This is a genomic window from candidate division WOR-3 bacterium (genome assembly GCA_039804025.1).
Taxonomy (GTDB): domain Bacteria; phylum Hydrothermota; class Hydrothermia; order Hydrothermales; family JAJRUZ01; genus JBCNVI01.
On record JBDRZP010000003.1, the window covers coordinates 37,894 to 63,038 of the forward strand.

Sequence of the window (25,145 nt, forward strand, 5' to 3'; positions counted from 1 at the left end):
TTAATTCTCCATAAATTTTGAAGGGTCTATAATAATTGATGGGGTTCCATCCCACAAAATTGTTCCCCCTGAGACATAGGGTATTCTCATAATATAAATATCAAGAGATTTTACTACTACATCCATCTGAGAAATAACTTTATCCACTATTAAAAGAGCCCTTTTTCTATCACTTTCTATCAAAAGAGCTGAAAACTTCTCTTTTTTTGAACCATTCAATTTTAATTTCCTTGACATCCAGATGCATGGTAGAACTTCATCTCTTATTAACATATAATCTCTGCCCATAATTTTCTTTATATCTCTCTCACTTCCCTCTATTATTTCCTGAATAAAAACAAGGGGTATAACGAATCTGTTACCTGCTACATCAACAACCACACCTCTTGTTATAGCAAGAGAAAGAGGTAATTTTAGTTTTATAGTAGTACCCTTCATATATTCACTTTCAATTTCCATAAAACCACCCATCCTCGTTATAAACTGTTTAACCACATCCAACCCCACCCCTCTGCCAGAAATCATTGTAGTATCCTCTTTTGTTGAAAAACCAGGAATTGTTATAAGTTCAAAAACCTCTTTGTCAGTTAAAACCTTTGCCTTTTCCTCTGAAATCAAACCTTTTTCAATGGCTCTTTTAATAACCTTATTTTTATCAACACCCCTTCCATCATCTTTTATATAAATTGTCACTGAATTTTTTTCCCTTTCAAGTTTTATATAAATTATGCCTTTCCTACTTTTTCCAAATTTTAATCTTTCCTCAGGGAGCTCAATTCCGTGGTCAAGAGAATTTCTAATTATATGAAGAAGCGGTTCTCTCATCTCCTCAAGTAAAGCTCTATCAAGTTCAATATCCCCCCCCTCTATTAAAAGTTCTGCTTCTTTTCCCATTTCTTTTGCTTTATCTCTCACAAATCTTTTAAATCTCTCAAGAATCTGAAAAGCAGGAATTAGTCTTATTGACATAACATCATCCTGAAGATAGGAAATAAGTCTTTCAAGATTTTCCATATTGTCCTGTATTTCCCTATCTTCTATTTGTCTTAATTTTGAAAACAACCTTTCCTTAGCAATAACTATTTCTCCCAACCTATCCATTATTGTATCAAGTTTCTCCGATTTAACTCTAATTTCTTCAAGAGGTTTAATTTCAAATTCTTTTTCTTCTAACTTTATTTCCTTTTTTTCTTCAATAAAATAATGCTCTATATCTTCAAAACTCTCAACCACCTCCACAATTTCTTCTTTTTCCCTTTCAGTCTCAAGTGTTATCTTAAGTAAATTACTAACATTTTCTTTTATTATATCATCTTCACTTGGTTCTGAAAAAAGTATATTAAATTTCTCCTTAAATTTCCTTAAAATAACAAGCATTCTCGCAGCAATAAGAGGTGTTTGAGGATCAATATATATTTCTACATCATAGAACTTTTTGGATTTGTCTTTTTCTTTTAAAGATTTTAACTCATCAAAACTAAAAGACCCCTTTTCTTCAATCATCATCTTTAAAGCATCCAATGCTTTAAAAAGAAAATCAAAATCCAGCTCTTTCTTTTTGCCTTTTCTTAAATCATCAAATTCATCTTCAAGTCTGTGACAAAAATTTTCTATATTCTTTTTCTCAACAGCTGCTGCCATTCCTTTTAAAGTGTGCGCAAGTCTAAAAATCTCATTTAATAGCTTTTCTGAATCAGGTTTTTTTTCAAGCTCAAGTATATTTTTCTCTAAATTTGTCAATATCTCCTCTGCCTCACTTTTAAAAAGTTCAAGATATTTTTTTTCTATCATTTTGACTTTATGACTCTTTCAACAGCTTCAAGGACCCTAGCGGGCTGGAAAGGTTTTACTATGTAGTCCTTAGCTCCAGCCTGAATAGCTTCAAGAACAAGGGGTTGTTGTCCCATAGCAGATACCATTATTATTTTTGCATGAGGATCAAAAGATATTATTTCTCTAACTGCGTCTATTCCACTTTTATCAGGCATGACTATATCCATTGTCACAATATCAGGTTTAAGTTCCCTATAAAGTCTTACAGCCTCTTCACCATTTGAAGCCTCTCCACATATTTCATAACCACCCTTTTTTAATATATCTGCAAGAAGTTTCCTCATAAATTGTGCATCATCTACTATTAATACTCTCGGATTCATTAAGTTTTCCCCTATTTAAAATGGATTTGAACCTCACCGGGAATCTTTTTTGGATCTATTATTAAAAATTTTCTCTTCTCAAGAACAGCTTGACCTTTTAAAAGGGACCTATCTATATCTTTTTTTAGATTTTCTGGAATTTCACCCATTTTAATCTCTTCACATTCAAAAACTCCTAAAATTGTATCCACTTCACAAGCATAAACTCTTTTAGGCTCAGGAGAAAGTATAATAAAAAACTTTTCTTTACCTTCTCCATTTTCTTCAATGTTCATTCTTTTCTTTAAATCAAAAAGAGGTATAACATTACCCCTTAAGTTAAAAATTCCTTTAAAATGTGGTGGAGAAAGTGGAACAGGAACAACTGGTTTTGGTTCTGAAATTTCAAGAACATTTTCCATAAGAAAAGAAAATTCCTTTTCAGAAATTCTAAAAGCAATTATTTGTTTTTTTTCCATTAATGAATTATAAAATCAATCAGCTTGTTTTTTCCACCATTCCGAAACCCATTGAAGTTTTTTCTCCCAGTCCAGAATCCATTATAAATCTTAAAACCTGAATGTTACCCCTTAAATTCAAAGTAGCCATATACCCTTTAACTTTTATGTTTTTAATGGAGTAAAGCTTTGACTTATACGATTCACACATTATTTCTATATCATAATCTGAAAGCCTTTCCCCTGTAAAACATTCAAATTTATCCTTTATTATTTCTTTTAATTTATGGTAAAAATGCTCGGTTTCAGGAGAAAGATAAATTGAAAAACTTTTATTCCCCTCTTTTTTGCTCTGAGATACAACAAGAGGAGAAAGTGTTTTAGCTTTTAATTCATTATTAATTTCGCTTATTTCAAATATCTTTGTTTTTAAAACAGGAAGATTATAGCAAAGGAGTTTCAAAAAACCTTCTTTTTTTAAAACACTTTCAAGAATTTCAATAAAAACTGAATCTGGTGAAGAAAGTATAAAAGTTAAAGGACCTATCATTAATATATAATCCTTTTCAAAAGAAATTTTTTGAGGAAAAAGAGGAGAAAAGGAAAAAAGTTTAAAATTTTTATTCTTATAACTCCATCCTTTTGAATGAATATTGTATGAAAATTTTAAACTATATTTGCTTAAAAGATAATAGATAGAAGAAGCAAGAAAATAATTATATGACCAGGGAATCTTATATTCTTTATCTTCACCAACCAGAAGCTTCAGCCTCAAATTCTTTCTTTTATACGCCCCCGGCAGGACTTGAACCCGCAACCACCGGATTAGAAATCCGATGCTCTATCCAGTTGAGCTACGGGGGCAGTATATTTATAAATTATAAAATTTTACAAATTAAATTTCAATTTTTTAAACTTGACAAATTAATGATTTTTATTTATAATATTTAAAAAGGTTCTAATCCTATATAAATTTAAAAATAAGATATGCCAACTTTTGTATGGAAAGGAAGAACCCCTGAAGGAAGAGCAGTTGAAGGAGAGATGTCAGCGGATTCACAGCAGGAAGTAATTTCAGCTTTAAGAAAAAGAAATATCATACCAATTTCTGTAAATATTAAAGAAAAAAAGAAATTACCCTCTCTTGAAGACCTTTTTCCAGCAAAAATAAAAGTTGATGAAATGGCCATGTTTACAAAACAGTTTGCAACAATGTTGGAAGCTGGTCTCCCTTTAATGGATGCTTTAAACACTCTTTATATTCAGACTAAAAATAGAACACTTAAAAAAACAATAGGAAAAATTGCAGAAGACCTTGAAGGTGGTTATACTCTTGCAGATTCTATGAGAAAACATAAAAAAGTCTTCTCTGACCTCTATGTTAATATGGTAGAAGCAGGAGAAAAAGGTGGTGCTTTAGGTGAGATACTCATACGTCTTGCTGAATACCTTGAAAAAACTGCTGATTTGCAGAGAAAAATTAAAGGTGCAATGGTTTACCCTGTTATAGTTTTAGTTGTAGCCATTGCAGCAACAGTAGCCCTGCTTGTATTTGTTATTCCAACCTTTGCTAATCTTTATGAAGGCTTTGGTGCAGAACTTCCCTTTCTCACAAAGATGGTTATTGGACTTTCCAATTTTGTTAAAAAATTTATTTTATTAATCATTTTATTTATTGTTGCAATTGTTGTGGGATTAAGAATGTGGTATGGAACAGATCCAGGAAAGGAAGTTATAGATAGAATTTTGTTAAAATTTCCTATAATCGGTAACCTTATTCACAAACAGGCACTTTCAAGATTTTCAAGAACCCTTTCCACACTTTTAAGAAGTGGTGTTCCCTTAATAGACTCAATGGACATAACATCCAAAACAACTGGAAACAGAGTTGTCCAGCATGCCTTAGAAAGAGCAAGAAATTCAATAAGAGAAGGATCAACAATTTCTTCACCCTTACAAAAATCAGGAATATTTCCTCCACTTGTTGTCCAGATGGTACACATAGGAGAGCAATCCGGAAATCTTGATGAAATGTTATTAAAAGTATCTGAGTTCTATGATAAAGAAGTGGATGCAGCTGTGGATGCCCTTACATCAGCGCTTGAACCTCTAATTATGGTGGTACTTGGCGGGGTTGTGGGAACCATGGTTATAGCCATGTATTTACCTATATTCAAACTTATACCAACTTTAATGCAAAGCCTTTCTAAATAAGAAAAGAGAAAATAAAAGAGATTGATAACAAAAAAATATGATTATCTTTTAAGATTAAGTTTATTAACAAGACCTTTTATTGTATTTTTTTCTCTTTTTATAAGTTATTATTTTTTAAGAGAAATTTTTGAAATATCAATTTTACCTTTTATCTTTATATTTTTATCTTCAGTAGTTCTTTCTCTTCTTTTTTATTATTCATCAAAAAAAGGAATAAAATCACCAATTATTTATCTCCTTGCTGATACTTTTCTCATAATAGGAATAATGCATTTTACAGGAGGTCCTGAAAGTGTATTTTCAATTCTTTTCTTTCTTGTAATAATAACTTCATCCCTTTATCTTGAAAAAGAAAAATACTTTTATTTTTCAGTATTTTTACTTCTTTTATACAACTTATTTTTATTTTTATGGACCAAAGGAATAATAAAAAACCCTTTTGAGCTTGAATTTAAAACTGAAGAAACTTTATTAAGAGGTTATATCACAACATTATCCTTACTTATAGCCTCTTCACTATCTTACATTCTATCTGAAAGAGCAAGAAGGGGAGAAAAGGAAGCTGAAAAGACTGATATCCTTGCAAGAGAAATACTTAGAAACCTTGGAGAAATTGTAATAGTTAAAAATGAAAAAGGAGAAACAATTTTCAAAAACTCAGAAATTCCTGATTTGCTTTTAAATAATAAAAATATAAAAGAATTTACCTATGACGGGAAACAGTATTCTTTGAATTATTCATCTTTTGATTTATTTAAAGAAAAATTTGAAATTTTTGTTTTAAGGGATATTACAAAGGAAAGAGAAATAGAACAAATTTTAAAGCAGAAAGAGAAGGAAAAATTTTTAACAGAACTTTCCCATGGACTTGCTCATGAAATAAGAAATCCTCTGACAGCGATTCAGGGTGCTATAACCACCCTTTTAAAAGTAAAAGATGAAGATAAGAAGAAGCGTCTCATTGAACTTATTAAGAAGGAAATTGAAAGACTTGATTTAATTGTTAAAGCCTTTCACGATTATGCAAAAATTAAAAAAATAAAAAAGGAAAAAATATATTTAAAGAGTTTTATAAAAAGCTTAGCTTCAGAATTTGGAATAGAAAATATAGAATTTAAAAATGAGAAAGATTATATAGAAGCAGAACCCTATTTAATTCAAATAGCTATCCAGAACCTCATAAGAAATGCTATTGAGGCTGTAAATGGAAATAGGGAAAAGGTAAAAGTTAAATTAATAGAAAATAAAATAGTTATAGAAGATAAAGGGGAGGGAATACCTGAAGAAGAACTGGAAAAAGTTAAATATCCATTTTATACAACAAAACCCGGCGGGCTTGGAATGGGTTTACCTCTTACTGAAAGAATTTGTGAATTACATGGTTTTAAACTTATTCTTAAAAGTGAAAAAGGTAAAGGAACAGAAGCAATAATTGAACTTGTATGAAAAGGAAGATTCTTATTATAGATGATGAGAAATCAATTTTAGAGTGGATAAAAATTGCCCTGGAAGATAAATATAAAGTTCTAACTACAACCAATCCAGAACTGGCTTTGAGTAAAATAAAAGAGGAAAAACCTGACCTTATTATAACAGATATTAAAATGCCAGGAATTTCAGGATTTGAAATTTTAGAGGAAGCAAAAAAAATTAATTTTAATATACCAGTTATAATGATAACAGCTTACGCGTCCCTTGAATCTGTTATTGAAGCCTTCAGAAAAGGAGCTTCAGATTATCTAATAAAACCTTTCTCAGAAGAAGAACTAATTTATAGGATTGAAAAATACTTACCTTTCATAAAAGAAGATAAAGAATTTATCGCAGTTGATGAAAAAACACTTGAAATAAAAAAACTCGCCTTAAAGGCTTCCTATTCTGATGTTCCTGTTTTTTTATATGGTGAAAGTGGAGTAGGAAAAGAAGTAGTTGCAAGATTCATTCATAAAAATTCAAATAGAAAAGATAAAAATTTCGTAGCAGTAAACTGTGCAGCCCTACCTTCTGAACTCCTTGAATCAGAACTTTTCGGGTATAAAAAGGGAGCATTTACCGGTGCATTTAAAGATAAAAAAGGACTTTTAGAAATAGCTGATGGTGGAACTATTTTTCTTGATGAAATTTCAGAAATGCCTTTCAATCTTCAAAGCAAATTATTGAGAGTAATAGAAACAAAAGAAATAATACCCATAGGTTCTCTTGAACCAAAAAAAATAGATATAAAAATCATAAGTGCTACAAATAAAGAACCGAAAGAGGCAATTAAAGAAGGTAAATTAAGGGAAGATTTATATTACAGATTATCAACCTTTCCTATATACATTCCGCCTCTAAGAGAAAGGAAAAAGGATATACCAGCTTTAACTCAATACTTTCTTAAAAACTTATCAAAGAAAATGAAAAAAGAGTTTGTCCTTGATGATGAGGTACTTAAGATTTTAATGGAATATGAGTGGAGGGGAAATGTGAGGGAATTGGAAAATGTTATTGAAAGAGCCTGTATTATATGCGATGGTTTTATTATTAAAAAAGAACATTTACCCTTTGAAATTGTTGAAAAATCTGAAACTCAAAGGAGTTTAAAAGAACTTGAAGAAAAAATGATACTTAAAACCCTTGAAGAATTTAACGGAAATGTTAAGAAAGCAGCTCAAAAGCTGGGGTTGCATCCCTCAACAATTTACAGAAAATTAAAAAAAATTAAATAAGAAAAATGGAGAATAACGAGAAATTAGCAAAAATATTTAACAGGATGGCTGATGCTCTTGAATTCTTAGGTGAGATCCCCTTTAAAATTCAGGCTTACAGAAAAGCTGCAAGAACTCTTGAGAATCTTGATAAGGATATATCAGAAATAGAGGACTTTCAGAAACTACCCGGAATAGGAGAAGGTATAGCAAAAAAAATAAAGGAATTTCTTGAAACTGGCAAAATAAGTAAAGCTGAAGAAATTTTCTCAAAAATACCTGAAGGAATTCTGGATCTAATGCAGATACCCAATCTTGGTCCAAAAACTTTAGCTCTTTTGAATAAGGAATTTGGTGTTAGGGATTTGGAAACTTTAAAACAAGCCCTTGGTAACCCAAGAATAAAAACTCTCTTCGGAATGGGTGAAAAAAAGGTAGAAAATATTAAAAAAGGAATAGAACTTTTCTTAAAGAGTAAAGAAAGATATCTTCTGGGAGAAGTTTACCCGATAGTAAATTCCCTTGTTAGTTTCTTAAAAGAAAATAAAAATGCTCTTATGGTTATACCTGCCGGTTCTTTCAGAAGATTCAAGGAAACAGTGGGGGATGTTGATATCCTTGTGACAACAAAAACTGAAGTTGATCTATCTGAATATATTACCCAATTCCCTAAAATTGAAAAAATTCACGCTATGGGACCTACAAAAACCTCCTTTGTTTTAAAAAATGGATTGCAGGTGGATATAAGGGTTATTCCATCAGAATCAATGGGTGCTGCAATGCAATATTTTACAGGCTCAAAACAGCACAATATCCATTTAAGAACCATAGCAAAAAGTTTCGGATTAAAAATAAGTGAATACGGAGTATTTAAAGGAGATAAGTTTATAGCAGGAAGAACAGAGGAAGAAGTTTATGGAACTTTGAAAATGCAATGGATTCCACCTGAAATAAGGGAAGATGAAGGTGAAATTGAGCTTGCCTTAAAAGGTGAAATTCCTGAACTTATCGAATTCAGTGATATTAAAGGTGATCTCCATGTTCATTCTGATTACTCTGATGGTCAATCTAAAATTCTTGAAATAAAAGAAGAAGCAAAGAAAAGGGGTTATAAGTATGTAGCAATATGCGACCACAGTCAGTCAGCAAAATATGCAAAGGGTTTAAATATTGAAAAACTGATGAAAAAAAAGGAAGAAATTAAAAAATTGAATGAGAAAGGTGATTATCCTTATTTGATCTTTGGAGCAGAAGTGGATATATTACCTGATGGGAAACTTGATTATCCTGATGAAGTTTTAAAAGAGATAGATTATGTAGTTGTATCTATCCACACTGGTTTTAAAAAAGATAATACAGAAAGAATAATTAAAGCTTTTGAAAATCCTTATGTTCATGCATTTTCCCATCCAACAGGAAGGCTTATAGGTTCAAGGGAACCTTATGAAGCTAACTGGGATGAAGTTTTTAAAAAGGCAGGGGAAAAGAATATTTGGATGGAAATAAACTCTTATTATGAGAGGCTTGATCTTTCTCCTCCTTTGATTAAAAAAGCAAAAAAATATGGAATAAAATTTGTTATTGGAACCGATTCCCATCACTATAACCAGATGTGGATGATTGAGCTCGGTGTAGGAACAGCAAGAAGGGGTTGGCTTACTGCTAAGGATGTTATTAATACAAGAGATTTAGAAGAATTACTTGAATTATTAAAAACAAAAAAAACTTAATCAGAATTATTTAAGAATTCAATAAAACTTTTTATACCTTTAAAAACCTCAAAAAGTTTATCATAATTTAAAGTATCTGGTAAATCAAATTCTGAGTGATAAAAGGGATTTCTTAAAAAGGCAGTATCAGTTATTAAAAGTGCCTTAATATTTCTTTTCCAGAAAGGATAATGGTCAGAGAAATTCATTTCAGGAATTATTGGAGGGAAAGCAAGATACTCTACATTTAGTTCTGTTTTTTCTTTAAAAATTTTAACAATTTTATTCATATAATTTCTTGATTTTAAATTACTGACAATGCCTATAAAATTTGCTTTATCAGGATAAAAGAAATTCAAAGGAAAGGGATACCTTTGAGAATTTTTCTCTTCAGAGTAATAACCCAATGATTCAAGTGATATCATAAGTTCAACCTTTTCTTTATTTTTAATAATTTCCTTAACATAAACTTCTGATCCCATAAGAGGGGAATTAAAAAAAGGTGGCTCCTCGTTGGGGAAAAATAAAAACCTTATATCCTTTTTAAATTCCATATGTGAAAAATATTTTATTATTTCAATTAAAACAGAAACAGCACTTGCATTATCATCAGCACCTTTTGAACCATATACACTATCATAATGTGCACCTATTATAAAAATTTTTTTAGAAAAAGCATTTTTTTTAACTTCAATAATAAAAACATCACAACCATAGGATTTATAATTAATTTCCCTTATATCAAAATTTAAATTTTTGATGTTTTCTATAATGTAATCTTTAGCTTTTATATAATTTTTATATTTAAAAACATTTCTCTCTCCAATTTCACCTGCAAGAACTTCTACATGAATTTTTAAAATTTCCTTTAGATTAATGTTTTTTCAAATATTTCAAAGAAATCCCTTTCTTCAATTTTTTCAGGGAAAAACTTTGGAAATTTTTCTGAAAGAAAATTGTATTCTTTCCAGAATAACTCAATATCCCTTTTTTCTATTCCATACTTTTTAAAATTTCTCGGCAAATTTATTTCCTTATAAAACTTATCCATATAATCAATTATTTCATCAAAATCCGGATTTTCTTTTTCCATTATAAAGGAAAAAAGCTCCTTTATATTATCTTTTCTTTTTTTAAAACTGTAATTTAACCATGGAATTAAAAGTATAGCAAGACCTGCTGGATGAGGAACATTGTCATAAAAACCAGACACAATATGCTCAAGCCAGTGCATTTCATGATAACCCCCTATTCCCCTTGTTGCTACTCCTGAAAGAGCAAGACTTGCTAAAAGATGCATATTCTCCCTTGCTTTAATATCTTCAGGATTTTTTATTAATGTTTTTATAGATTCAATTACCTTTTTTATGTAAAATTTTGCAACCCCCTTTATAAGGACGCCTTCTTCTTTTGAGGTAACAAAAGGCTCTAAGATATGGGTTATTATATCAATTGAACAAAGAGCAAGATAATCTATATCAAGAGTTTTAGATAGAATTGGATCAACAATTGAAAATTTCGGGAATATTTTTTCATCAAAAATACCCCATTTTCTTTTTTCATCAATATTTGTAATAATTGCTGAAGAATTAATTTCTGAACCAGTAGCTGGAGTTGTTGGAATAAGACATGTAGGGAGTGTTTCCTTTTCCGGACTCTTTTGAAGCATTGTATAATCCCATATTTTACCTTCGTTTGTAGCAATTATAGAGATTGCCTTAACCGCATCCATGACACTTCCACCTCCAAAACCTAAAAGAGCATTTATTTTGCTTTCTTTTGCAATTAACCTCGCCTCTTCAATTTCATAAGTTTTAGGATTTGGGGATACTTTATCATAGTGAATAAACTCAATTTTAAGTAAGTTACAAATTTCCATTATTTTATCAAGAAATCCATACCTTTTTGCGAAGTTTTTTCCTGTTACAATTAAAATTCTATTTCCAAGTAAAGGTAAAACTTCTACTAATTTTTTTTCTAAAGAACCTGTTCCAAAGCTGTATTTTACAGGTAAAAAAAGATTAAAGGGTTTCAAACTATTCTACAGTTACACTTTTAGCAAGATTTCTTGGTTTATCAACATCACAGCCGCGTAAAAGAGCTACATGATAGGCAAAAAGCTGAAGGGGAATTATGGCAATAAGAGGTTGAAGCAAATAAATGGTATCTGGAATTGATATAAAATCCTTTGATAATTCCTTTAGAAAATTATCGCCAAATGTTCCTATAGATATAATTGGTGCTTCCCTTGCTTTAACTTCCTCTATATTTGAAATCATTTTATCATAAAGTTCATTTTTGGGCGAAATGGCAACAACCGGAAAATCTTTATCTAAAAGGGCTATTGGACCGTGTTTCATTTCACCAGCAGCATAACCTGTAGCATGTATATATGAAATTTCTTTTAATTTTAAAGCACCTTCAAGAGCAGTGGGATAAAGCAATCCTCTACCAAGAAACATCATATTCCTAACACTATAATACTTCTTTGCCAGTTCTGAAATCTCATCTTCCCTACCAAGAATAAATCTCATCTTATCAGGAATTTTTTTTAGTTCATTTATTATTTCTTTAAATTCCTTTTTATCAACTGTCCCTTTTAAAAGCCCAATTTCAAGGGTTATTGCAAGAAGATAAAAAAGCTCTGAAGTGTATGCTTTTGTGGAAGCTACTCCAATTTCAGGGCCTGCATTCAAATAAACTCTGAAATCTGATTCTCTATCTATTGTGCTGTTTTTAACATTTACAAGGGATAATACTGGAATTGAAAGCTCTTTAGCTTTTCTGAGACCTGCAAGAGTATCTGCAGTCTCTCCTGACTGAGAAATGCTTATACAGATTGCATTTTTATTGGAAAAAAGCTCTTTATATCTGAATTCAGAGGAAAGTTCACACTCGGTAAAGGATTTTACAAAACTTTGAAATAAGTATTTACCATAAAGTCCTGCATGATAACTTGTTCCAGCTGCCTGGATTATTATGTGATTAGCCTTTAAAAGAGCATTTTTAGCACCATTTGATAACACAGAAATATTATCATTTTCATCTATAACCCTCATCAGATTTTCTTCAATAACTCTTGGTTGTTCGTGAATTTCTTTAAGCATATAATGAGGGTATCCTCTTTTCTCAATCATATCCTCTTTCCACTCCACATATGTAGCTCTCCTTTTTTTCCTTTCACCACTAAAATCGTAAAATTCTACCTTATCCTCTTTCAAAACAACTATCTCACCGTCTCCCATTGTAACTATCCTTCTTGTATGAGACAAAATTGCAGGTATATCTGAAGCAATTATATTTTCGTTTTTACCAATACCAACTATTAAAGGGGAACCCATTCTCACTCCTATAATCTTGTCAGGATGAAATTTATTTATAATAGCAAGAGCAAAGGAACCTTTAAGTTTATTAACTGTTTTTAAAACACTTTCAAAAAAATTCCCTTCATAATATTCTTCAAGAAGATGGGCTATAACTTCAGTATCAGTATCAGATGTAAATCTATGTTTTTTTTCGAGTTTCTTTTTTAATTCTCTAAAATTTTCAATAATTCCATTATGAACAACTGCAAAAATTCTTTTACAATCCACATGGGGATGAGCATTTTCATCTGTTGGCTTTCCATGGGTTGCCCATCTCGTGTGTCCTATAGCTATTTTGGAGGGAATAGGTAAACCATTTAAAAGTTTTGAAAGCTCACTTATTCTTCCTGCTTTTTTTCTTATAAATAGCTCTCCATTTACTATGCTTGCAAAACCTGCTGAATCATAACCTCTATATTCTAATTTTTCTAAACCTACTATAATTACACTATCTACATCTTTATTACCAATATATCCAACAATTCCACACATTTATTGAATTTTCTCTCTCTTTAATTCATACTTCACTGTTATAGGAACACCATAGGCAGTTATCTCCACAATTACCTCTTTATCTCTAATATCCTTCACATAACCATTCCTTACAGCATCTCCCTGCCTTATTGTATAACTTCTTCCATCAGGAGCTTCAAAAAGGGCAACATTACCTTTTGGTCCTTTCATTATTCCAACTAACTTAAGATTAGAAAGATCAACAACCTCTTCCTGAGTTCTTTTATACCCTTTTCCTACAAGAGAAAGGAAAGGATCCCTTCTGTTTCCAGGATCATAGTTATATCCCTTGGGCAAAAGTTCCTCTTTTAACTTAACTGTGTCTATTTCTTGGCCAAGGACAAACCCAGGTTTTGGAGATTCCTTTGTGACATCCACTTTCTTTGGTTTTTCCTTTTTGCAACCAGTTATAAACATAATCATAAATATTAAAAGAATACCCCTTTTCATCTTCTACCTCCTTTTTGGTCTTACAGGTTTAGTTTCAGCAGGTGCTACAGCCCCCCCAACTGTAGAAACAGTATAAAATTTAGCAACAAAAGAGGCCTCACAACTTCTGTCCTGAGATTTGGATTGATTTATCTTTATCCCTTCAACTGTTACAAGCCTTGATAAAGTGGAAAGTTCAGAAATAAAATTTACAAGATTATGAAAATTAGAAATCACTTCAAGAGAATAAGGAAGTTCTGTATATTCACCCTTAGAAACAGGGGGATTCCTTGAAAGTTTCACAATTTTTACATCATTTTGAGTCCCCCTCTGTTGAAGCAGGGTTATAACTTCCTCAGGTTTTTCTTCTGGAGGTAAAAGTTTAAGTGCCTTTTCCCATAAATACTGAAGTTTTTTAATTTCAATCTCCAACTCCGGGAGCCTTGCCGCAGCTATACGAGCTGTTTGAAGTTCTTTTGAAATTTTTGAATATTTAGCTTCAAGATTTTTAATCTGAGTTTTCATCTTATTGTATATTAGAAAGTGATAAATTATAAATATTAGAACTCCAATTCCTGCAGTTATTAAAAAATATCTTAATTTATTATCCATCATTTTACCTCCTCTTCAGTAACTAAACCCACTGAAGGTTTAACAGGAATTTGCATAGTAAAAGTCAAATATTCAGTTTCTTCTTCTTTTTTAACATCAATCTTTTCCAGTATTACATTTTCACCAAAAAGTGGAGAAGATTTTATATTCTGAATAAAATCAGCAATAAATAAGTTAGAAAAAGAAGCTCCTTCAATCTTTATTAAATTTCCTGTGTGGGAAAAGGAAATAATCCATACATATTGAGGAAGAGCTTTAGAAAATTCATCAAGAATCATAACCTCAGTGTTTATACTTGAAAGTAGCCTCTTAGCAATATTTACTTTATTTTCAAAATCTCTTTTTTTTGTTTCCAGTTCATTAACCTTTTTTTGAACCTCCCTCAGAGCAACAAGTTCTGTGCTATCCCTTTTTATTTGACTTTTTAAACCGGAAATTTTAACCCTTGAAGCAGAAAAAGAAAAGAATGCCCATAGAACAGAAATTGTGAGTATAAGAGTTCCCGCAATTTCGTATATCCCTATAGGGGGTAGTGTTATTTTAAATTTTTTTTCTACTTTTTCTTCTGGTGGTAATAAATTTATTTTAATCATAATATCCCCCTTAAAGATAAACCCAAAGATGGAGCAAATATAGCTCCAATTACCTCTTTTGAGCCCAATTCAAGAAAAGATTCAGGAAGATCTATTCTTTCAAAAGGGTTTAATCTTTCAACTTTTACTCCGAGAGCTTCTGATAAGTTTTGAGTGAATTCAGGAATTAAAGTGCCACCTCCTGATACATAAATCACATCAGGTGCTTCTTTTTTCTCTATGTAAGCAAAAGTTCTTCTTGTTTCTTCTGCAATGCTTGTAACATAATCTCTATAAACCTCAAAAGTAACAGCAGAGGTTGTTTCTTTTTCACCTTTTATTATTAAGAGGCTATCTGAATAGGAAAGATCAAGCCTTTCCTGCATTAAATTTATAAGATTTCTTACACTTGTTCTTATATCCCTAATCAAGTAAGGACCGGTATTTGCAAAATAAAATACAGTGGAAAAACTCTTTCCAATATGTAGTATCCCCTTTATAGCACTACTTTTTGCAACTTCAGGATAATTGAACTCAAATAAATTATAAAGTGCTAAAACACTAACATCCAGAATTTTGGGTGTAAAACCTGCGGATTTTAAAACATGAACATAATCCGTAATAGCCTCATTTCTGGCTGCAACTAACAAAACCTCAATTTCGGTTTCACTTACATCAGGATCCACAATATCTCCATCAACTGATATTTCCGTTGGGTCAACACCAAAGTACTGTTCTGCCTGCCATTTTATTTGCTCTTTTATCTCCTCTGGAGGCAATTTATCCATTTTTATCCTTTTTATATTAATTGCCCTTGGATTAGGAATAAATGTAGCTACATTTTTAATGGCTGGCTTTTTTTCCTGAATATATCTCTGTAAAACATCAATAACAGTGTCTCTTTCAATTATTTCACCTTCTGCTACTACCTCCTCAGGCAAGTCAGCTTTCCAGATTTCCTTAACTTTAACATTTTCTTTTGAACCTTCAAGGAGGGATATCCTCACTCCAGAGGAACCCACATCAATACCAAGTAAACCTCTTTTTTTACCGAGCATAAAAAATATTTATTTTTAAAGAATTGAACTTTTTGTTCATTTTTTCATTATAATATAAGATATAAAAAAAGTCAATAAAAAAGAGGACAAAAAATGATAGAACTTTTACTTTTAATTATAATTATATGGGTTTTTCTTTACCTCATATATAGATTTGCCTTTAAAGTAGTATTAACAGAAAAACGAGGTGAAATTATACCTGTTAGAAAAATTGAAATAACCCCACAACTTATACTCATTGTTTTGTCCCTTGTTATTCTACTTTATATAATTTCCAGTTTTAGAGAAGTTCCTATAGGACACGCACTTTTAACCTTCAATATTTTTACAAAAAAATACGGAATAAAAACTGAAGGACTGCAGTTTGTTCCAAGATTTTTTTATAAAACACACCTATATAATATAAGAAGACAGGAATATACAATGACAGCAAGAAAGGGTGAAGGTGAAAAAAAGAATATAGATGACTCTCTATGGTCACCTACAAAAGAAGGACTTGAGGTAGGACTTGACCTTACATGCTGGTTTAGAATACCTGTAGAAAATGTAATAAAGATACATAGAGAAATAGGACCTGACTATAACGAAAAAGTAATTAGGCCTGCAATAAGATCAGAGGTAAGGCATATTATTTCCTCCTATTCAGTAACAGAAATTTATTCTTCAAAAAGAGAAGAAATTCAAAAGGAAATCGAAAAAAAAGTTAAAGAAAGGCTTGAAAGGGATGGATTTCTGATTGAAGCAGTTATTTTAAGGGATGTTCATTTTACACCGGATTTTGCAAAGGCAATTGAGGAGAAACAGATAGCCCAACAGGAAGCAGAAAGAATGGAATATCTTCTTGAAAAGGAAAAAAAGGAAGCAGAGAGAAAAAAAATTGAAGCAAAAGGTAAAGCAGAGGCTATAAGAATTATAAGCGAAGAACTTAAGAAAAATCCGATGTATATAAATTATCTATATGTAGATAAACTTTCTGATAAGGTCAAGGTAGTTATATCAGATAAGGGAACAATTTTGAATTTGCAATCTCTGGATGAAAAATAAAATTTTAGATCTGCCAGGAACACCTTTAAAAATAATAATAAAAAATAATAAATTCTTAACCTTTTATATTGAGTATAAAGGCAACAAAGCCTTTGTTTATTCACCTTACGGAAATTTTCTTCTTGAGAAAAAAATAAAAGAAACTTTAAAAGAAAAAAGAGAAGATAATTCAAGGATTATTTCTCCTATGTCAGGGAAAATAGTAAAAGTATTTAAAAGAGAAAAGGAAAAAGTAAATATAGATGAACCCCTTTGCATAATAGAAGCAATGAAAATGCAAAACGAGATAAGATCAAAAAAAGAGGGAATAATCATAAAATCTTTCGCAGAAGAAGAAAAAATTATTAAAAAAGGTGAACTGCTTTTTATTATTGAATGAAGGATAAAAAATATTATACAAAAGAGGATCTTTCGGAATATAACTTTTTAGAAGGAGATTTAGAGCCAGGTAAGTATCCTTTCACAAGAGCTATATATAAGGAAATGTATTCTCAAAAACTATGGACAATGAGACAGTATACAGGTTTTGGAACTCCCGAAGAAACAAATGAAAGGTTTAAAAAGATGATAAAGGAGGGGCAAACAGGGCTTTCTTTGGCTTTTGATTTACCTACTCAATTGGGTTTTGATCCAGACCATGAGCTTTCAAAGGGAGAAGTAGGAAGAGTTGGGGTATCTGTATGGAGTTCAGAATCAATGGAGAGAGTCTTAAAGGATATAGAAATTGATAAAATTTCTCTCTCTATGACAATTAATGCAACAGCAGGAATTCTTTTAGCATTTTACCTTTCAATTGCAGATGAAAGAAAAGTTCCATGGGATAAATTAAGGGGTACAATTCAAAATGATATTTTGAAGGAATTTGCTGCAAGAGGAAATTACATTTATCCTGTTAAGGAATCCTTAAAACTTTCCCTTGATGTTATGGAGTTTTCTCTTAAAAATGTTTCAAATTTTTATCCTGTTTCAGTAAGTGGTTACCATTACAGAGAAAAGGGAGCAAATGCAATTCAGGAAATAGCTTTTACCATTTCTGATGCAATTGAATATGTAAAAGGTCTTGTTGAAAGAGGTATTGATCCTGAAATTATAGGTAAAAGAATAACATTTTTCTTTTCTGCCCATAGTAATTTTTTTGAAGAAATTGCAAAATTCAGAGCAGCGAGAAGGGTATGGGCTCAAATAATGAAAGAAAAGTTCAAAGTAAAAGATGAAAAAGCAATGCATTTAAGATTTCACACACAAACAGCAGGTTCAACACTTCAGGCTCAAGACCCTCTTTTAAACATAATAAGGGTTTCATATCAAGCTCTATCAGCGGTATTAGGAGGGACTCAGAGCTTACATACAAACAGTTTTGATGAAGCATTATCCCTTCCAACAGAGGAATCAGCTCTTGTTGCTCTAAGAACTCAACAGATTCTTGCTTATGAAACAGGAATTCCTGAAGTTACAGATCCTCTTGGAGGGTCGTATTATGTGGAAAAATTAACGAGAGAAATTGAAAAAGAAACTTTTAAGTTATTAAATGAAATAGAAGAAAAGGGAGGAGCTGCTGAGTGTATAGAAAAAGGATTATTTCAAAAGTGGATAGAAGAAAATGCTTACAAAGAACAAAAAGAAATTGAAGAAGGAATTAAAAAAATCGTAGCCGTTAATATTTTCAAAAAGGAAAAAGAAGAAAAAGTTAAAATATTTAGGATAAAGAATAAGGGAGAAAAGGAAGAAATAAAAAGAATAAGGGAATTTAAGAAAAAAAGGGATAAAAGTAAAGTAGAAGAGGCTCTTTTTGCGTTGAGGGAAGGTGCTTTAAGGGGAGAAAACCTTATGAATTATATAATTAATTGTGTTAAGTCAAAATGCACACTTGGTGAAATCTCTTATGAACTTGAAAAAATCTGGAAGAGGGTCTGAATCCCTTTTAAAAAACAATTTAAAAATGAAAGAAAAAAAATTTGAAACAATCTGTGTTCATAATAAAAAAATCAATTATAAATTAAGAGATATATCAGTTCCCATACATCTTTCCTCAACCTTTTATTTTGAATCTGCTGAAGAAGGAGGAAAGCTTTTTGAAGGAGAAAAAGAAGGTTTTATTTACACTCGTCTTTCGAATCCAACAATAAAAATTCTTGAAGAAACACTTAAAGAACTTGAGAAGGGAGAAAGGGCTCTTGCTTTTTCTTCTGGCATGGGTGCAATATCAGCTCTTATTTTCTCTCTCTTAAATCAAGGTGATAAGGTTATATACTCGGACCCCATATATGGGGGAACTTTTGCCTTATTCAAAAGACTTGAAAAAAAAGGATTATTCACCTTTAAAGGTATACACGCCAAAAGATTTACTGAAAAATTAAAAAAAGAAATTGACAAAAAAACAAAACTTGTATACATAGAAACACCTACAAATCCTACTCTTGATATTATTGATATAGAGGAAACTGCAAAAATTGCAAAGGAAAAGGGAGTAATTCTTGCTGTAGATAATACTTTTGCAACTCCCTATCACCAGAGACCACTTGAACTGGGTGCAGATGTTGTTATACATTCTCTCACAAAATATTTAGGTGGTCATACAGATTTAATAGGTGGTGCCCTTATTGGTAAAAAAGAAATAATTGAGGAAATTGATAAGGAAGAAAAAGCTCATATAGGAGCCTGTATATCACCCTTTAACGCATGGCTAACCCTAAGGGGTATTAAAACCCTCGCAGTAAGGATGAAAGTTCATTCTGAAAATGCCCTGAATTTAGCAAAATTTTTAAGCGAACATCCAAAAGTAGAAAAGGTTTTTTATCCAGGCCTTCCTGACTTTGAAATGTATAAAATAGCCAAAAAACAGATGAAAAATGGTTTTTCAGGTATGCTATCATTTATACATAAAAATGGAAAAGAGGGGGCTATGAAATTTATTAATTCTTTGAATCTCTGTGTAAAAGCAGTAAGCTTAGGAGCAGTTGAAACCCTCGTAGAACATCCAGCTTCAATGACTCATTCTACAATGAATGAGGAAGAACTTTTAAAAGCAGGAATACATCCTGGACTTATTCGAATTTCAGTTGGAATTGAAAATATTGAGGATATAATAATGGACATAGAAAATGCTTTAAGGAAATCATGAGAGAAGATAGGATCTGCGTTATTGGTGCTGGTATTGCTGGGATAATGACTTCTTATTTTCTTGATAAGTTTGGTGCTAAAAGAATTACTATTTTTGATAGAGAGGTTCTTGCTTCTGGAACAACTGGTAAAAGTGCAGGTATCGTTGTTACCCATCTTTTTGATGAAATAGACATTGAATTATCAAAGAGAACAATAAAAATTCTTGAAGATATAAATAAAAAAAGTAAATTTAAATTTTTAAAAAAATATTATACAGTAACAGGTATTCAGGATGAGGATAAAAAGACTATACTTGAAAATTTATTAAGAAAAAAATTTGTTGAATTTGATAGTTTTTCTCTTGATGAACTAAAAAAATTTTATCCTGTTTTTAAAGAAGAAAAATACTATATTATTTCTAAGGATGGTCTTTATGTGGATGTAGGTGAGTTATTGTATTCAATTTATTCTTATTTAAAAAATAAAAACCATGAATTTAAATTTTTTTATGAAATAAAGGGATTTGAGATAAAAAATGGCAAGGTAAATGCACTTATTACCAAAAGAGGAAAATTTTATTTTGATAAATATATACTTACAACAGGTATATGGAGTAAAGAAATACTAAAAAGAGAAGGAATAAATATACCAGTGAAACCTTATAGAACACAATCTGTTATTTTAGAATTAAAAGAAGAGATTGATTTGCCTATATATAATGACATTCAACACGGTATTTATTTTAGGAAAGAATTAAAAAAAGAAATCTTACTTGGTGATGGAACTGAAAGAAAGGAGCAGGATATTAATAATTTCAAAACTTTTAATGATGAAAGTTTCCTTTTCAGTGTTTCAGAAAAATTACCCCAAATTATACAGGGTGCAGAAGAATTTGGGATAAAAGGAGGATGGGCATACCTCTGTCTTGCTACACCTGACAGAAAACCCATTGTTTCAAAAATTAAAGATATTGAAAATTTTTATATATTCTGTGGTTTTAATGGACTTGGTATAATGAGATCACCAGCACTTTCTGAAATCCTTGCAGAATGTGTGCTTGAAAATCTTCCTCTTCCGGGGGAATTCAGCCTAAAGAGGTTTGATGGTATAAATGATTTTGAAATAAAAGAAGGTTTTTATCCTGAATGAAGAAGATACTTTTTGCTACTCATTCTCCTTATTATATAGGTGGAGAAAAAAGTATGTTGGATGTTTTGAAAGGTATAAAGAGCTACTTTAATGTTGCTCTTTTGGCTCCTGAGGGTGAGTTATATGAAATTGCTAAAAAGGAAGGAATAAAAATTTATAAATTGCCCTTTAAAGATTCTTTGATATGGAAAACAAAAAGAAAATTTTTTTTACCCTTATTTAAAAGTGAATTTCCAAAAATTTTAAAGGGATTAAATAAAATTGTTAAGGATTATAATCCCGATATTATTTATACTCATTCAATGAAAATGCATTTATTTTTCTCCCTTTTCTTTTTAAAAAAGAAAAAAAAACTTGTATGGCATTTCAGGGACATACCAGAAGAGAGTTCAAAATTTATATTTAAATTTTTTTCAATTTTTCCTGACAGAATAATTGCTATTTCTGAAGGTGTTAAAAGATTTTTCCCTATTAAAAGGAAAATTAGAGTTGTTTACAATGGCATAAAAATACCTGAAAAGATTGAGGAAAATAATATAAAAAAGAAAAAGTTTACAATACTGAGTGTTGGGAACATCCAGTACTGGAAAGCACAGGATCTAATAATTGAATGTGCCAAAAGGTTAAAAGATTTTGATTTCTGGATTATTGGTGATGCAATTCATCCAGGTGAAAAGAAATTTAAAGATAAAATAATCAAAAAAATAAAGGAAGAAAAAATTGAAAATGTTATTTTATGGGGAAAAAGGGATGATGTTTTTTCCTTTTATAAAGAATGTGATGTTTTTTTACATATTCCGAGGGCAAGAGAAGGATTTGGAAGAGTTATCGTTGAAGCAATGGCGATGAAAAAACCTGTCATAGCTTCAAATGTGGCAGCTTTACCTGAAATTGTAAACGATGCAGGTTTTCTTGTAAGAAATGGAGATTTAGATGATATATGCAGTAAAATTCTTTTATATTATAATGATGAAAATTTAAGAAAAGAAATGGGGGAAAGGGGATTTATAAGGTACAAAAATTTATTTACACCTGAAAGGATGATAGAAGGGGTTTTAAAATGTCTGAAAGAAATTATTTAAAATATATTTATCAAATATTTTTAATTACTTTTTTAGGTTTTATATTTGTTTACTATTCCGGTAAATCTATTGCAACGGGAAATATAAGGGTGCCTCTTTTTCTTTTTCTTTCTTTTTTATCAATAGCCTTAGCTACTTCTATAAAAACCGGAACATATTATCTATTTATTTACATAGTGTTTATGGCCTTTTTAAAAAGATTTTTATTTTCCTTTCAGGGTTTTACTTTTTACGACCCTACCTATTTAATTCCTGATATTGTGATCATTACCATGTTTCTTGTTGTATGGAATAAGCACAGAGAAAAAATTATCTATGCTATTAAAAATAGTTTTACCTTCAAGGTTTTACTTTTTCTTCAGATTATCTTTTTTTTAGAAATATTTAACCCTCTTCAGGGAAACTTAATGGTTGGAATAGCAGGTTCAAAGTTTCTTCTTATTCCATCACTTCTATGTTATATAAGTTTTGGTATCGATAGAAAAACCCTAAAGAATCTACTAAAAATGCTCACCTGGCTTGGTGTTATTTCTTCTCTTTACGCAATCTATCAGTTCCATAAGGGTTTTTTTGAATTTGAAATACTCTGGGCAAAAAATGCAGGAATGGTTTCACTTTTCTTAGGTCAAAAATTGAGACCCTTTTCTTTTTTTCCGAGCCCTGGAGAGCTATCAGGTTTTTTAATGACAGCTTCGCTTATTGAATTAGCCATGAGCAACTTATCCCCGGGAATAATTTTAACCTTTCTTAAACTTATCATTTATGGTATAGCATCCTTTTATACTAATATAAGAGCAGGACCATTTATTTTTCTATTTCTTTTCCCATTAATTTTAGCCTTTAAAATTACTAAAAAAACTCTTGCTACTTTATCTTTATATTACTTTATTTTATTTGGAATTATAACTTTTATTTCAGGTATATCTCTTTCTGAATTGAGTTTAAATTTAAAGGGTGTGAATCCAGTTTATACTGAGCATTTTTTTCAAGGTATTATTGACCCAACTCAGAAAGGTTCCTCTTTTGTTCATAGATTAAATTTATGGAAAAATGCTATTATATATATGTTTAGAAATCCTATCGGACATGGTATAGGTGTTTCAACTTTAGCAGCCAACAGGTTTGGTGGACCTCCCATGCATGTGGAAAGCACATTTATTTCAATGATTTATTCTTGTGGAATTTTTGGTTTTTTGAGTTTAATGTTTTTAACACTATATACGATTTTTAAGGGTTTTATAACACTTTCTCATAAATATGATAAAATAGTTCTTGCGGTATGGATCGGTTTTGTCTCAATATTTATGGGTCAGTGGATAGTCACCTACTTTCAGGGAGCCTTTTTCTGGCTTTCAATGGGAATACTTTTAAGATGGATAGATTTAAAGGAAGAACTTTAAGATTAGTTTATCCAATTTTAATCATTATTTTATTTTTTTTATCTTTAATTGAAATAATTTTTTTATTAAATTTAAGAATAAGGGAATTTTTATTTATTTTTTTTCTTTTTATCGGCATAGTTTTAATTATTTTAAATAATGAATTTGCCTTTTTTTATATACTTACTTACCTTCTTTTTATGCCTTTTTTAAGAAGAGTTTTACTTTTATATGAGAAATACTCACCAATTGAACTTTTATATCTTGTTCCTGATATTCTGATTCTCTTCCAGTTCAGCTATATTTTCCTTTCAAAAATTGAAAATTTCAAAAAAATTCTTTCCTATAATGAATTTAAAGTTTTATTTTTCTTACAGATTTTGATGTTTCTTGAAATATTCAATCCAATCCAGGGACCTTTAATTGTAGGTTTTGGTGGTGCAAAATTTCTTTTAATTCCTTCCCTTTTAGCCTATATTGCTTTTTTTAACAAAGATATATATTTTAAAAAAATAAAAAATTTCATTATATACGTTGGAATAATTTCCCTTTTTTATGCTTATTTACAGGTTGAAAAAAGTTATTTTTCCTTTGAAAAAACATGGCTTATAAATGTTAAGGCCGAATATGGATCGCTCTTTGAGTTTTTCAATTCAAAAGTAAGACCCTTTTCTTTTTTTTCAAGTGTATCAGAGTTCGGACAATTCATGGCAGTATCCTCTGTATTATCTCTCTTTTTTCTCAAAACTAAAATAAAATTCTTACTTTTCTTTCTTTTCATTTTCGGAATATACATTTCAGGGGTAAGGTCATCTTTTTACATGATTTTCTTTTCAATTATTTTTTATTTAATTTTTAAAAGGACAAAAAACTACAGGAAATTGTTAAATGTTTTTTTATTAATATTTATTTCTTATGTTATTTTAGTAAACATAATTAATCTGCCTGACATTGACACAGGGACCCTTCAGGGTAGATTTTTACAGGGAATTTTTGACCCTTTAAGAAGGGGATCATCTTTCCTTATCAGGTTAAACGCATGGATTGGTTTTTTAATTAATGCCATAACTGTAAGACCCTTTGGTTCAGGACTCGGAATCATAACAATGGCATCCCGAAGGTTTTACATCCCGGGTCCTACTGTTGAATCTACTTTTTTTGGAATGTTTGTTGCCTGTGGATTCTTGGGTGGTTTTTTACTCTTTTATCTTGTAATTTCAATAATTTTTAAAAGTATAAAAAGTCAAAAAGAAATAAAAGAAAAAATATCATTACCCCTCATTTTAATGATTTCAATTTCCATAGGACAGCTTTTAACTCAATACCTTATAGGAGCAATTTTCTGGAGTTCTATTGGGTTATGGGTAAAAAATTTCTACGGGAATAAACACGATAGATATAAAGATAATTATTTTGAAAAAGAAGAATATGTTCTGGAAAAACCTTTAAAACAGAATCAGCGTAAACTTTGATAAAAGAAAGATTTTTTTCTCCTGATTTTAAAGTGTATACGAGAACAAAAGATTCAGGAAAAACTTTTATATTCTTAATATTCTCATAAAAAGTAAAACTTTTCCAGTCTGTAAAATGCACGATTTCTCTTTTACCCCATATTGGTAAAAGAAGTTTTGTAATTT

The 25,145-nt window shown here is 30.5% G+C and carries 23 protein-coding genes and 1 tRNA gene; 12 read left to right on the top strand and 12 right to left on the bottom strand.

Going from position 1 to position 25,145, the window contains the following annotated elements; all coding sequences use genetic code 11:
- The 5 genes from ABIN73_01980 to ABIN73_02000 form a co-directional block, all read right to left on the bottom strand.
- The gene (locus ABIN73_01980) at window positions 1–1,791 is read right to left on the bottom strand and encodes a chemotaxis protein CheA (protein MEO0268494.1); all 1,791 of its coding nucleotides are present in this window, start codon (window positions 1,789–1,791) and stop codon (window positions 1–3) included.
- Window positions 1,788–2,156 (bottom strand): response regulator, encoded by a 369-nt coding sequence (locus ABIN73_01985; GenBank protein MEO0268495.1) that lies wholly within the window; start codon window positions 2,154–2,156, stop codon window positions 1,788–1,790. The genes ABIN73_01980 and ABIN73_01985 overlap by 4 nt, the downstream gene beginning before the upstream one ends.
- 11 nt (window positions 2,157–2,167) lie before the next feature.
- Window positions 2,168–2,614, bottom strand: a complete 447-nt coding sequence (locus ABIN73_01990) for a chemotaxis protein CheW (protein ID MEO0268496.1) — start codon at window positions 2,612–2,614, stop codon at window positions 2,168–2,170.
- A 19-nt stretch (window positions 2,615–2,633) separates the two neighbouring features.
- On the bottom strand, window positions 2,634–3,368 hold the full coding sequence (cas6, locus tag ABIN73_01995) for a CRISPR-associated endoribonuclease Cas6 (GenBank protein ID MEO0268497.1): 735 nt from the start codon (window positions 3,366–3,368) through the stop codon (window positions 2,634–2,636).
- A 15-nt stretch (window positions 3,369–3,383) separates the two neighbouring features.
- Window positions 3,384–3,457: transfer RNA gene (locus tag ABIN73_02000), tRNA-Arg, on the bottom strand.
- A 123-nt stretch (window positions 3,458–3,580) separates the two neighbouring features.
- On the opposite strand from ABIN73_02000, the gene ABIN73_02005 reads away from it, so the two are divergent.
- The 4 genes from ABIN73_02005 to polX are packed head-to-tail and all read left to right on the top strand — an operon-like array spanning window position 3,581 to window position 9,224.
- A complete protein-coding gene (locus tag ABIN73_02005; GenBank protein ID MEO0268498.1) occupies window positions 3,581–4,807 on the top strand; it encodes a type II secretion system F family protein in 1,227 nt (408 codons plus the stop codon).
- Between the two features lie 21 nt (window positions 4,808–4,828).
- Complete coding sequence (locus tag ABIN73_02010; GenBank protein MEO0268499.1) at window positions 4,829–6,253, top strand: HAMP domain-containing sensor histidine kinase; 1,425 nt, start codon at window positions 4,829–4,831, stop codon at window positions 6,251–6,253.
- On the top strand, window positions 6,250–7,515 hold the full coding sequence (locus tag ABIN73_02015) for a sigma-54 dependent transcriptional regulator (protein MEO0268500.1): 1,266 nt from the start codon (window positions 6,250–6,252) through the stop codon (window positions 7,513–7,515). Before ABIN73_02010 ends, ABIN73_02015 begins: the two co-directional genes overlap by 4 nt.
- Window positions 7,516–7,520: 5 nt before the next feature.
- A complete protein-coding gene (gene polX, locus ABIN73_02020; GenBank protein ID MEO0268501.1) occupies window positions 7,521–9,224 on the top strand; it encodes a DNA polymerase/3'-5' exonuclease PolX in 1,704 nt (567 codons plus the stop codon).
- Here the strand turns inward: polX and ABIN73_02025 are convergent.
- Genes ABIN73_02025 through pilM form a run of 7 tightly spaced genes read right to left on the bottom strand, consistent with a single transcriptional unit; the run spans window position 9,221 to window position 15,752 of the window.
- A complete protein-coding gene (locus ABIN73_02025; GenBank protein MEO0268502.1) occupies window positions 9,221–10,081 on the bottom strand; it encodes a M28 family peptidase in 861 nt (286 codons plus the stop codon). The two genes, polX and ABIN73_02025, sit on opposite strands and share 4 nt — an antisense overlap.
- Window positions 10,072–11,238: an iron-containing alcohol dehydrogenase gene (locus ABIN73_02030; GenBank protein ID MEO0268503.1), complete on the bottom strand. Its 1,167-nt coding sequence runs from the start codon at window positions 11,236–11,238 to the stop codon at window positions 10,072–10,074. Before ABIN73_02030 ends, ABIN73_02025 begins: the two co-directional genes overlap by 10 nt.
- Window position 11,239: 1 nt before the next feature.
- Window positions 11,240–13,060 (bottom strand): glutamine--fructose-6-phosphate transaminase (isomerizing), encoded by a 1,821-nt coding sequence (glmS, locus tag ABIN73_02035; GenBank protein MEO0268504.1) that lies wholly within the window; start codon window positions 13,058–13,060, stop codon window positions 11,240–11,242.
- A complete protein-coding gene (locus tag ABIN73_02040; protein ID MEO0268505.1) occupies window positions 13,061–13,531 on the bottom strand; it encodes a pilus assembly protein PilP in 471 nt (156 codons plus the stop codon).
- Between the two features lie 3 nt (window positions 13,532–13,534).
- Window positions 13,535–14,122 (bottom strand): type 4a pilus biogenesis protein PilO, encoded by a 588-nt coding sequence (gene pilO, locus ABIN73_02045; GenBank protein MEO0268506.1) that lies wholly within the window; start codon window positions 14,120–14,122, stop codon window positions 13,535–13,537.
- Window positions 14,122–14,715 (bottom strand): PilN domain-containing protein, encoded by a 594-nt coding sequence (locus ABIN73_02050; protein MEO0268507.1) that lies wholly within the window; start codon window positions 14,713–14,715, stop codon window positions 14,122–14,124. Before ABIN73_02050 ends, pilO begins: the two co-directional genes overlap by 1 nt.
- Window positions 14,712–15,752 (bottom strand): type IV pilus assembly protein PilM, encoded by a 1,041-nt coding sequence (pilM, locus tag ABIN73_02055; GenBank protein MEO0268508.1) that lies wholly within the window; start codon window positions 15,750–15,752, stop codon window positions 14,712–14,714. The genes ABIN73_02050 and pilM overlap by 4 nt, the downstream gene beginning before the upstream one ends.
- Window positions 15,753–15,845: 93 nt before the next feature.
- Here pilM and ABIN73_02060 point away from each other — a divergent pair, with 93 nt between their 5' ends.
- From ABIN73_02060 to ABIN73_02095, 8 genes are read left to right on the top strand one after another with little or no spacing between them, the layout of a single operon-like run.
- On the top strand, window positions 15,846–16,796 hold the full coding sequence (locus ABIN73_02060; protein ID MEO0268509.1) for a prohibitin family protein: 951 nt from the start codon (window positions 15,846–15,848) through the stop codon (window positions 16,794–16,796).
- Complete coding sequence (locus ABIN73_02065) at window positions 16,786–17,175, top strand: acetyl-CoA carboxylase biotin carboxyl carrier protein subunit (GenBank protein ID MEO0268510.1); 390 nt, start codon at window positions 16,786–16,788, stop codon at window positions 17,173–17,175. The genes ABIN73_02060 and ABIN73_02065 overlap by 11 nt, the downstream gene beginning before the upstream one ends.
- On the top strand, window positions 17,172–18,710 hold the full coding sequence (locus tag ABIN73_02070) for a methylmalonyl-CoA mutase family protein (GenBank protein MEO0268511.1): 1,539 nt from the start codon (window positions 17,172–17,174) through the stop codon (window positions 18,708–18,710). The genes ABIN73_02065 and ABIN73_02070 overlap by 4 nt, the downstream gene beginning before the upstream one ends.
- A 25-nt stretch (window positions 18,711–18,735) precedes the next feature.
- The gene (locus ABIN73_02075) at window positions 18,736–19,917 is read left to right on the top strand and encodes an aminotransferase class I/II-fold pyridoxal phosphate-dependent enzyme (protein ID MEO0268512.1); all 1,182 of its coding nucleotides are present in this window, start codon (window positions 18,736–18,738) and stop codon (window positions 19,915–19,917) included.
- The gene (locus ABIN73_02080; GenBank protein MEO0268513.1) at window positions 19,914–21,047 is read left to right on the top strand and encodes an FAD-binding oxidoreductase; all 1,134 of its coding nucleotides are present in this window, start codon (window positions 19,914–19,916) and stop codon (window positions 21,045–21,047) included. The genes ABIN73_02075 and ABIN73_02080 overlap by 4 nt, the downstream gene beginning before the upstream one ends.
- Complete coding sequence (locus ABIN73_02085) at window positions 21,044–22,129, top strand: glycosyltransferase family 4 protein (GenBank protein ID MEO0268514.1); 1,086 nt, start codon at window positions 21,044–21,046, stop codon at window positions 22,127–22,129. The genes ABIN73_02080 and ABIN73_02085 overlap by 4 nt, the downstream gene beginning before the upstream one ends.
- A complete protein-coding gene (locus ABIN73_02090; GenBank protein MEO0268515.1) occupies window positions 22,108–23,529 on the top strand; it encodes a hypothetical protein in 1,422 nt (473 codons plus the stop codon). Before ABIN73_02085 ends, ABIN73_02090 begins: the two co-directional genes overlap by 22 nt.
- Window positions 23,502–24,980, top strand: coding sequence for a hypothetical protein (locus ABIN73_02095; protein MEO0268516.1), 1,479 nt, complete (start codon window positions 23,502–23,504; stop codon window positions 24,978–24,980). The genes ABIN73_02090 and ABIN73_02095 overlap by 28 nt, the downstream gene beginning before the upstream one ends.
- Window positions 24,981–25,145: the final 165 nt, after the last annotated feature.

Bases quoted from the DNA above. Each gene is read 5' to 3' on its own strand.
- ABIN73_02050 (MEO0268507.1), bottom strand. From the start codon at position 14,715: ATGATTAAAATAAATTTATTACCACCAGAAGAAAAAGTAGAAAAAAAA.
- polX (MEO0268501.1), top strand. From the start codon at position 7,521: ATGGAGAATAACGAGAAATTAGCAAAAATATTTAACAGGATGGCTGAT.
- ABIN73_02075 (MEO0268512.1), top strand. From the start codon at position 18,736: ATGAAAGAAAAAAAATTTGAAACAATCTGTGTTCATAATAAAAAAATC.
- ABIN73_01980 (MEO0268494.1), bottom strand. From the start codon at position 1,791: ATGATAGAAAAAAAATATCTTGAACTTTTTAAAAGTGAGGCAGAGGAG.
- ABIN73_02090 (MEO0268515.1), top strand. From the start codon at position 22,108: ATGTCTGAAAGAAATTATTTAAAATATATTTATCAAATATTTTTAATT.
- pilM (MEO0268508.1), bottom strand. From the start codon at position 15,752: ATGCTCGGTAAAAAAAGAGGTTTACTTGGTATTGATGTGGGTTCCTCT.
- ABIN73_02080 (MEO0268513.1), top strand. From the start codon at position 19,914: ATGAGAGAAGATAGGATCTGCGTTATTGGTGCTGGTATTGCTGGGATA.
- ABIN73_02070 (MEO0268511.1), top strand. From the start codon at position 17,172: ATGAAGGATAAAAAATATTATACAAAAGAGGATCTTTCGGAATATAAC.
- ABIN73_01985 (MEO0268495.1), bottom strand. From the start codon at position 2,156: ATGAATCCGAGAGTATTAATAGTAGATGATGCACAATTTATGAGGAAA.
- ABIN73_02015 (MEO0268500.1), top strand. From the start codon at position 6,250: ATGAAAAGGAAGATTCTTATTATAGATGATGAGAAATCAATTTTAGAG.
- ABIN73_02060 (MEO0268509.1), top strand. From the start codon at position 15,846: ATGATAGAACTTTTACTTTTAATTATAATTATATGGGTTTTTCTTTAC.
- ABIN73_02005 (MEO0268498.1), top strand. From the start codon at position 3,581: ATGCCAACTTTTGTATGGAAAGGAAGAACCCCTGAAGGAAGAGCAGTT.
- ABIN73_01990 (MEO0268496.1), bottom strand. From the start codon at position 2,614: ATGGAAAAAAAACAAATAATTGCTTTTAGAATTTCTGAAAAGGAATTT.
- ABIN73_02065 (MEO0268510.1), top strand. From the start codon at position 16,786: ATGAAAAATAAAATTTTAGATCTGCCAGGAACACCTTTAAAAATAATA.
- ABIN73_02085 (MEO0268514.1), top strand. From the start codon at position 21,044: ATGAAGAAGATACTTTTTGCTACTCATTCTCCTTATTATATAGGTGGA.
- ABIN73_02095 (MEO0268516.1), top strand. From the start codon at position 23,502: ATGGATAGATTTAAAGGAAGAACTTTAAGATTAGTTTATCCAATTTTA.
- pilO (MEO0268506.1), bottom strand. From the start codon at position 14,122: ATGGATAATAAATTAAGATATTTTTTAATAACTGCAGGAATTGGAGTT.
- glmS (MEO0268504.1), bottom strand. From the start codon at position 13,060: ATGTGTGGAATTGTTGGATATATTGGTAATAAAGATGTAGATAGTGTA.
- ABIN73_02040 (MEO0268505.1), bottom strand. From the start codon at position 13,531: ATGAAAAGGGGTATTCTTTTAATATTTATGATTATGTTTATAACTGGT.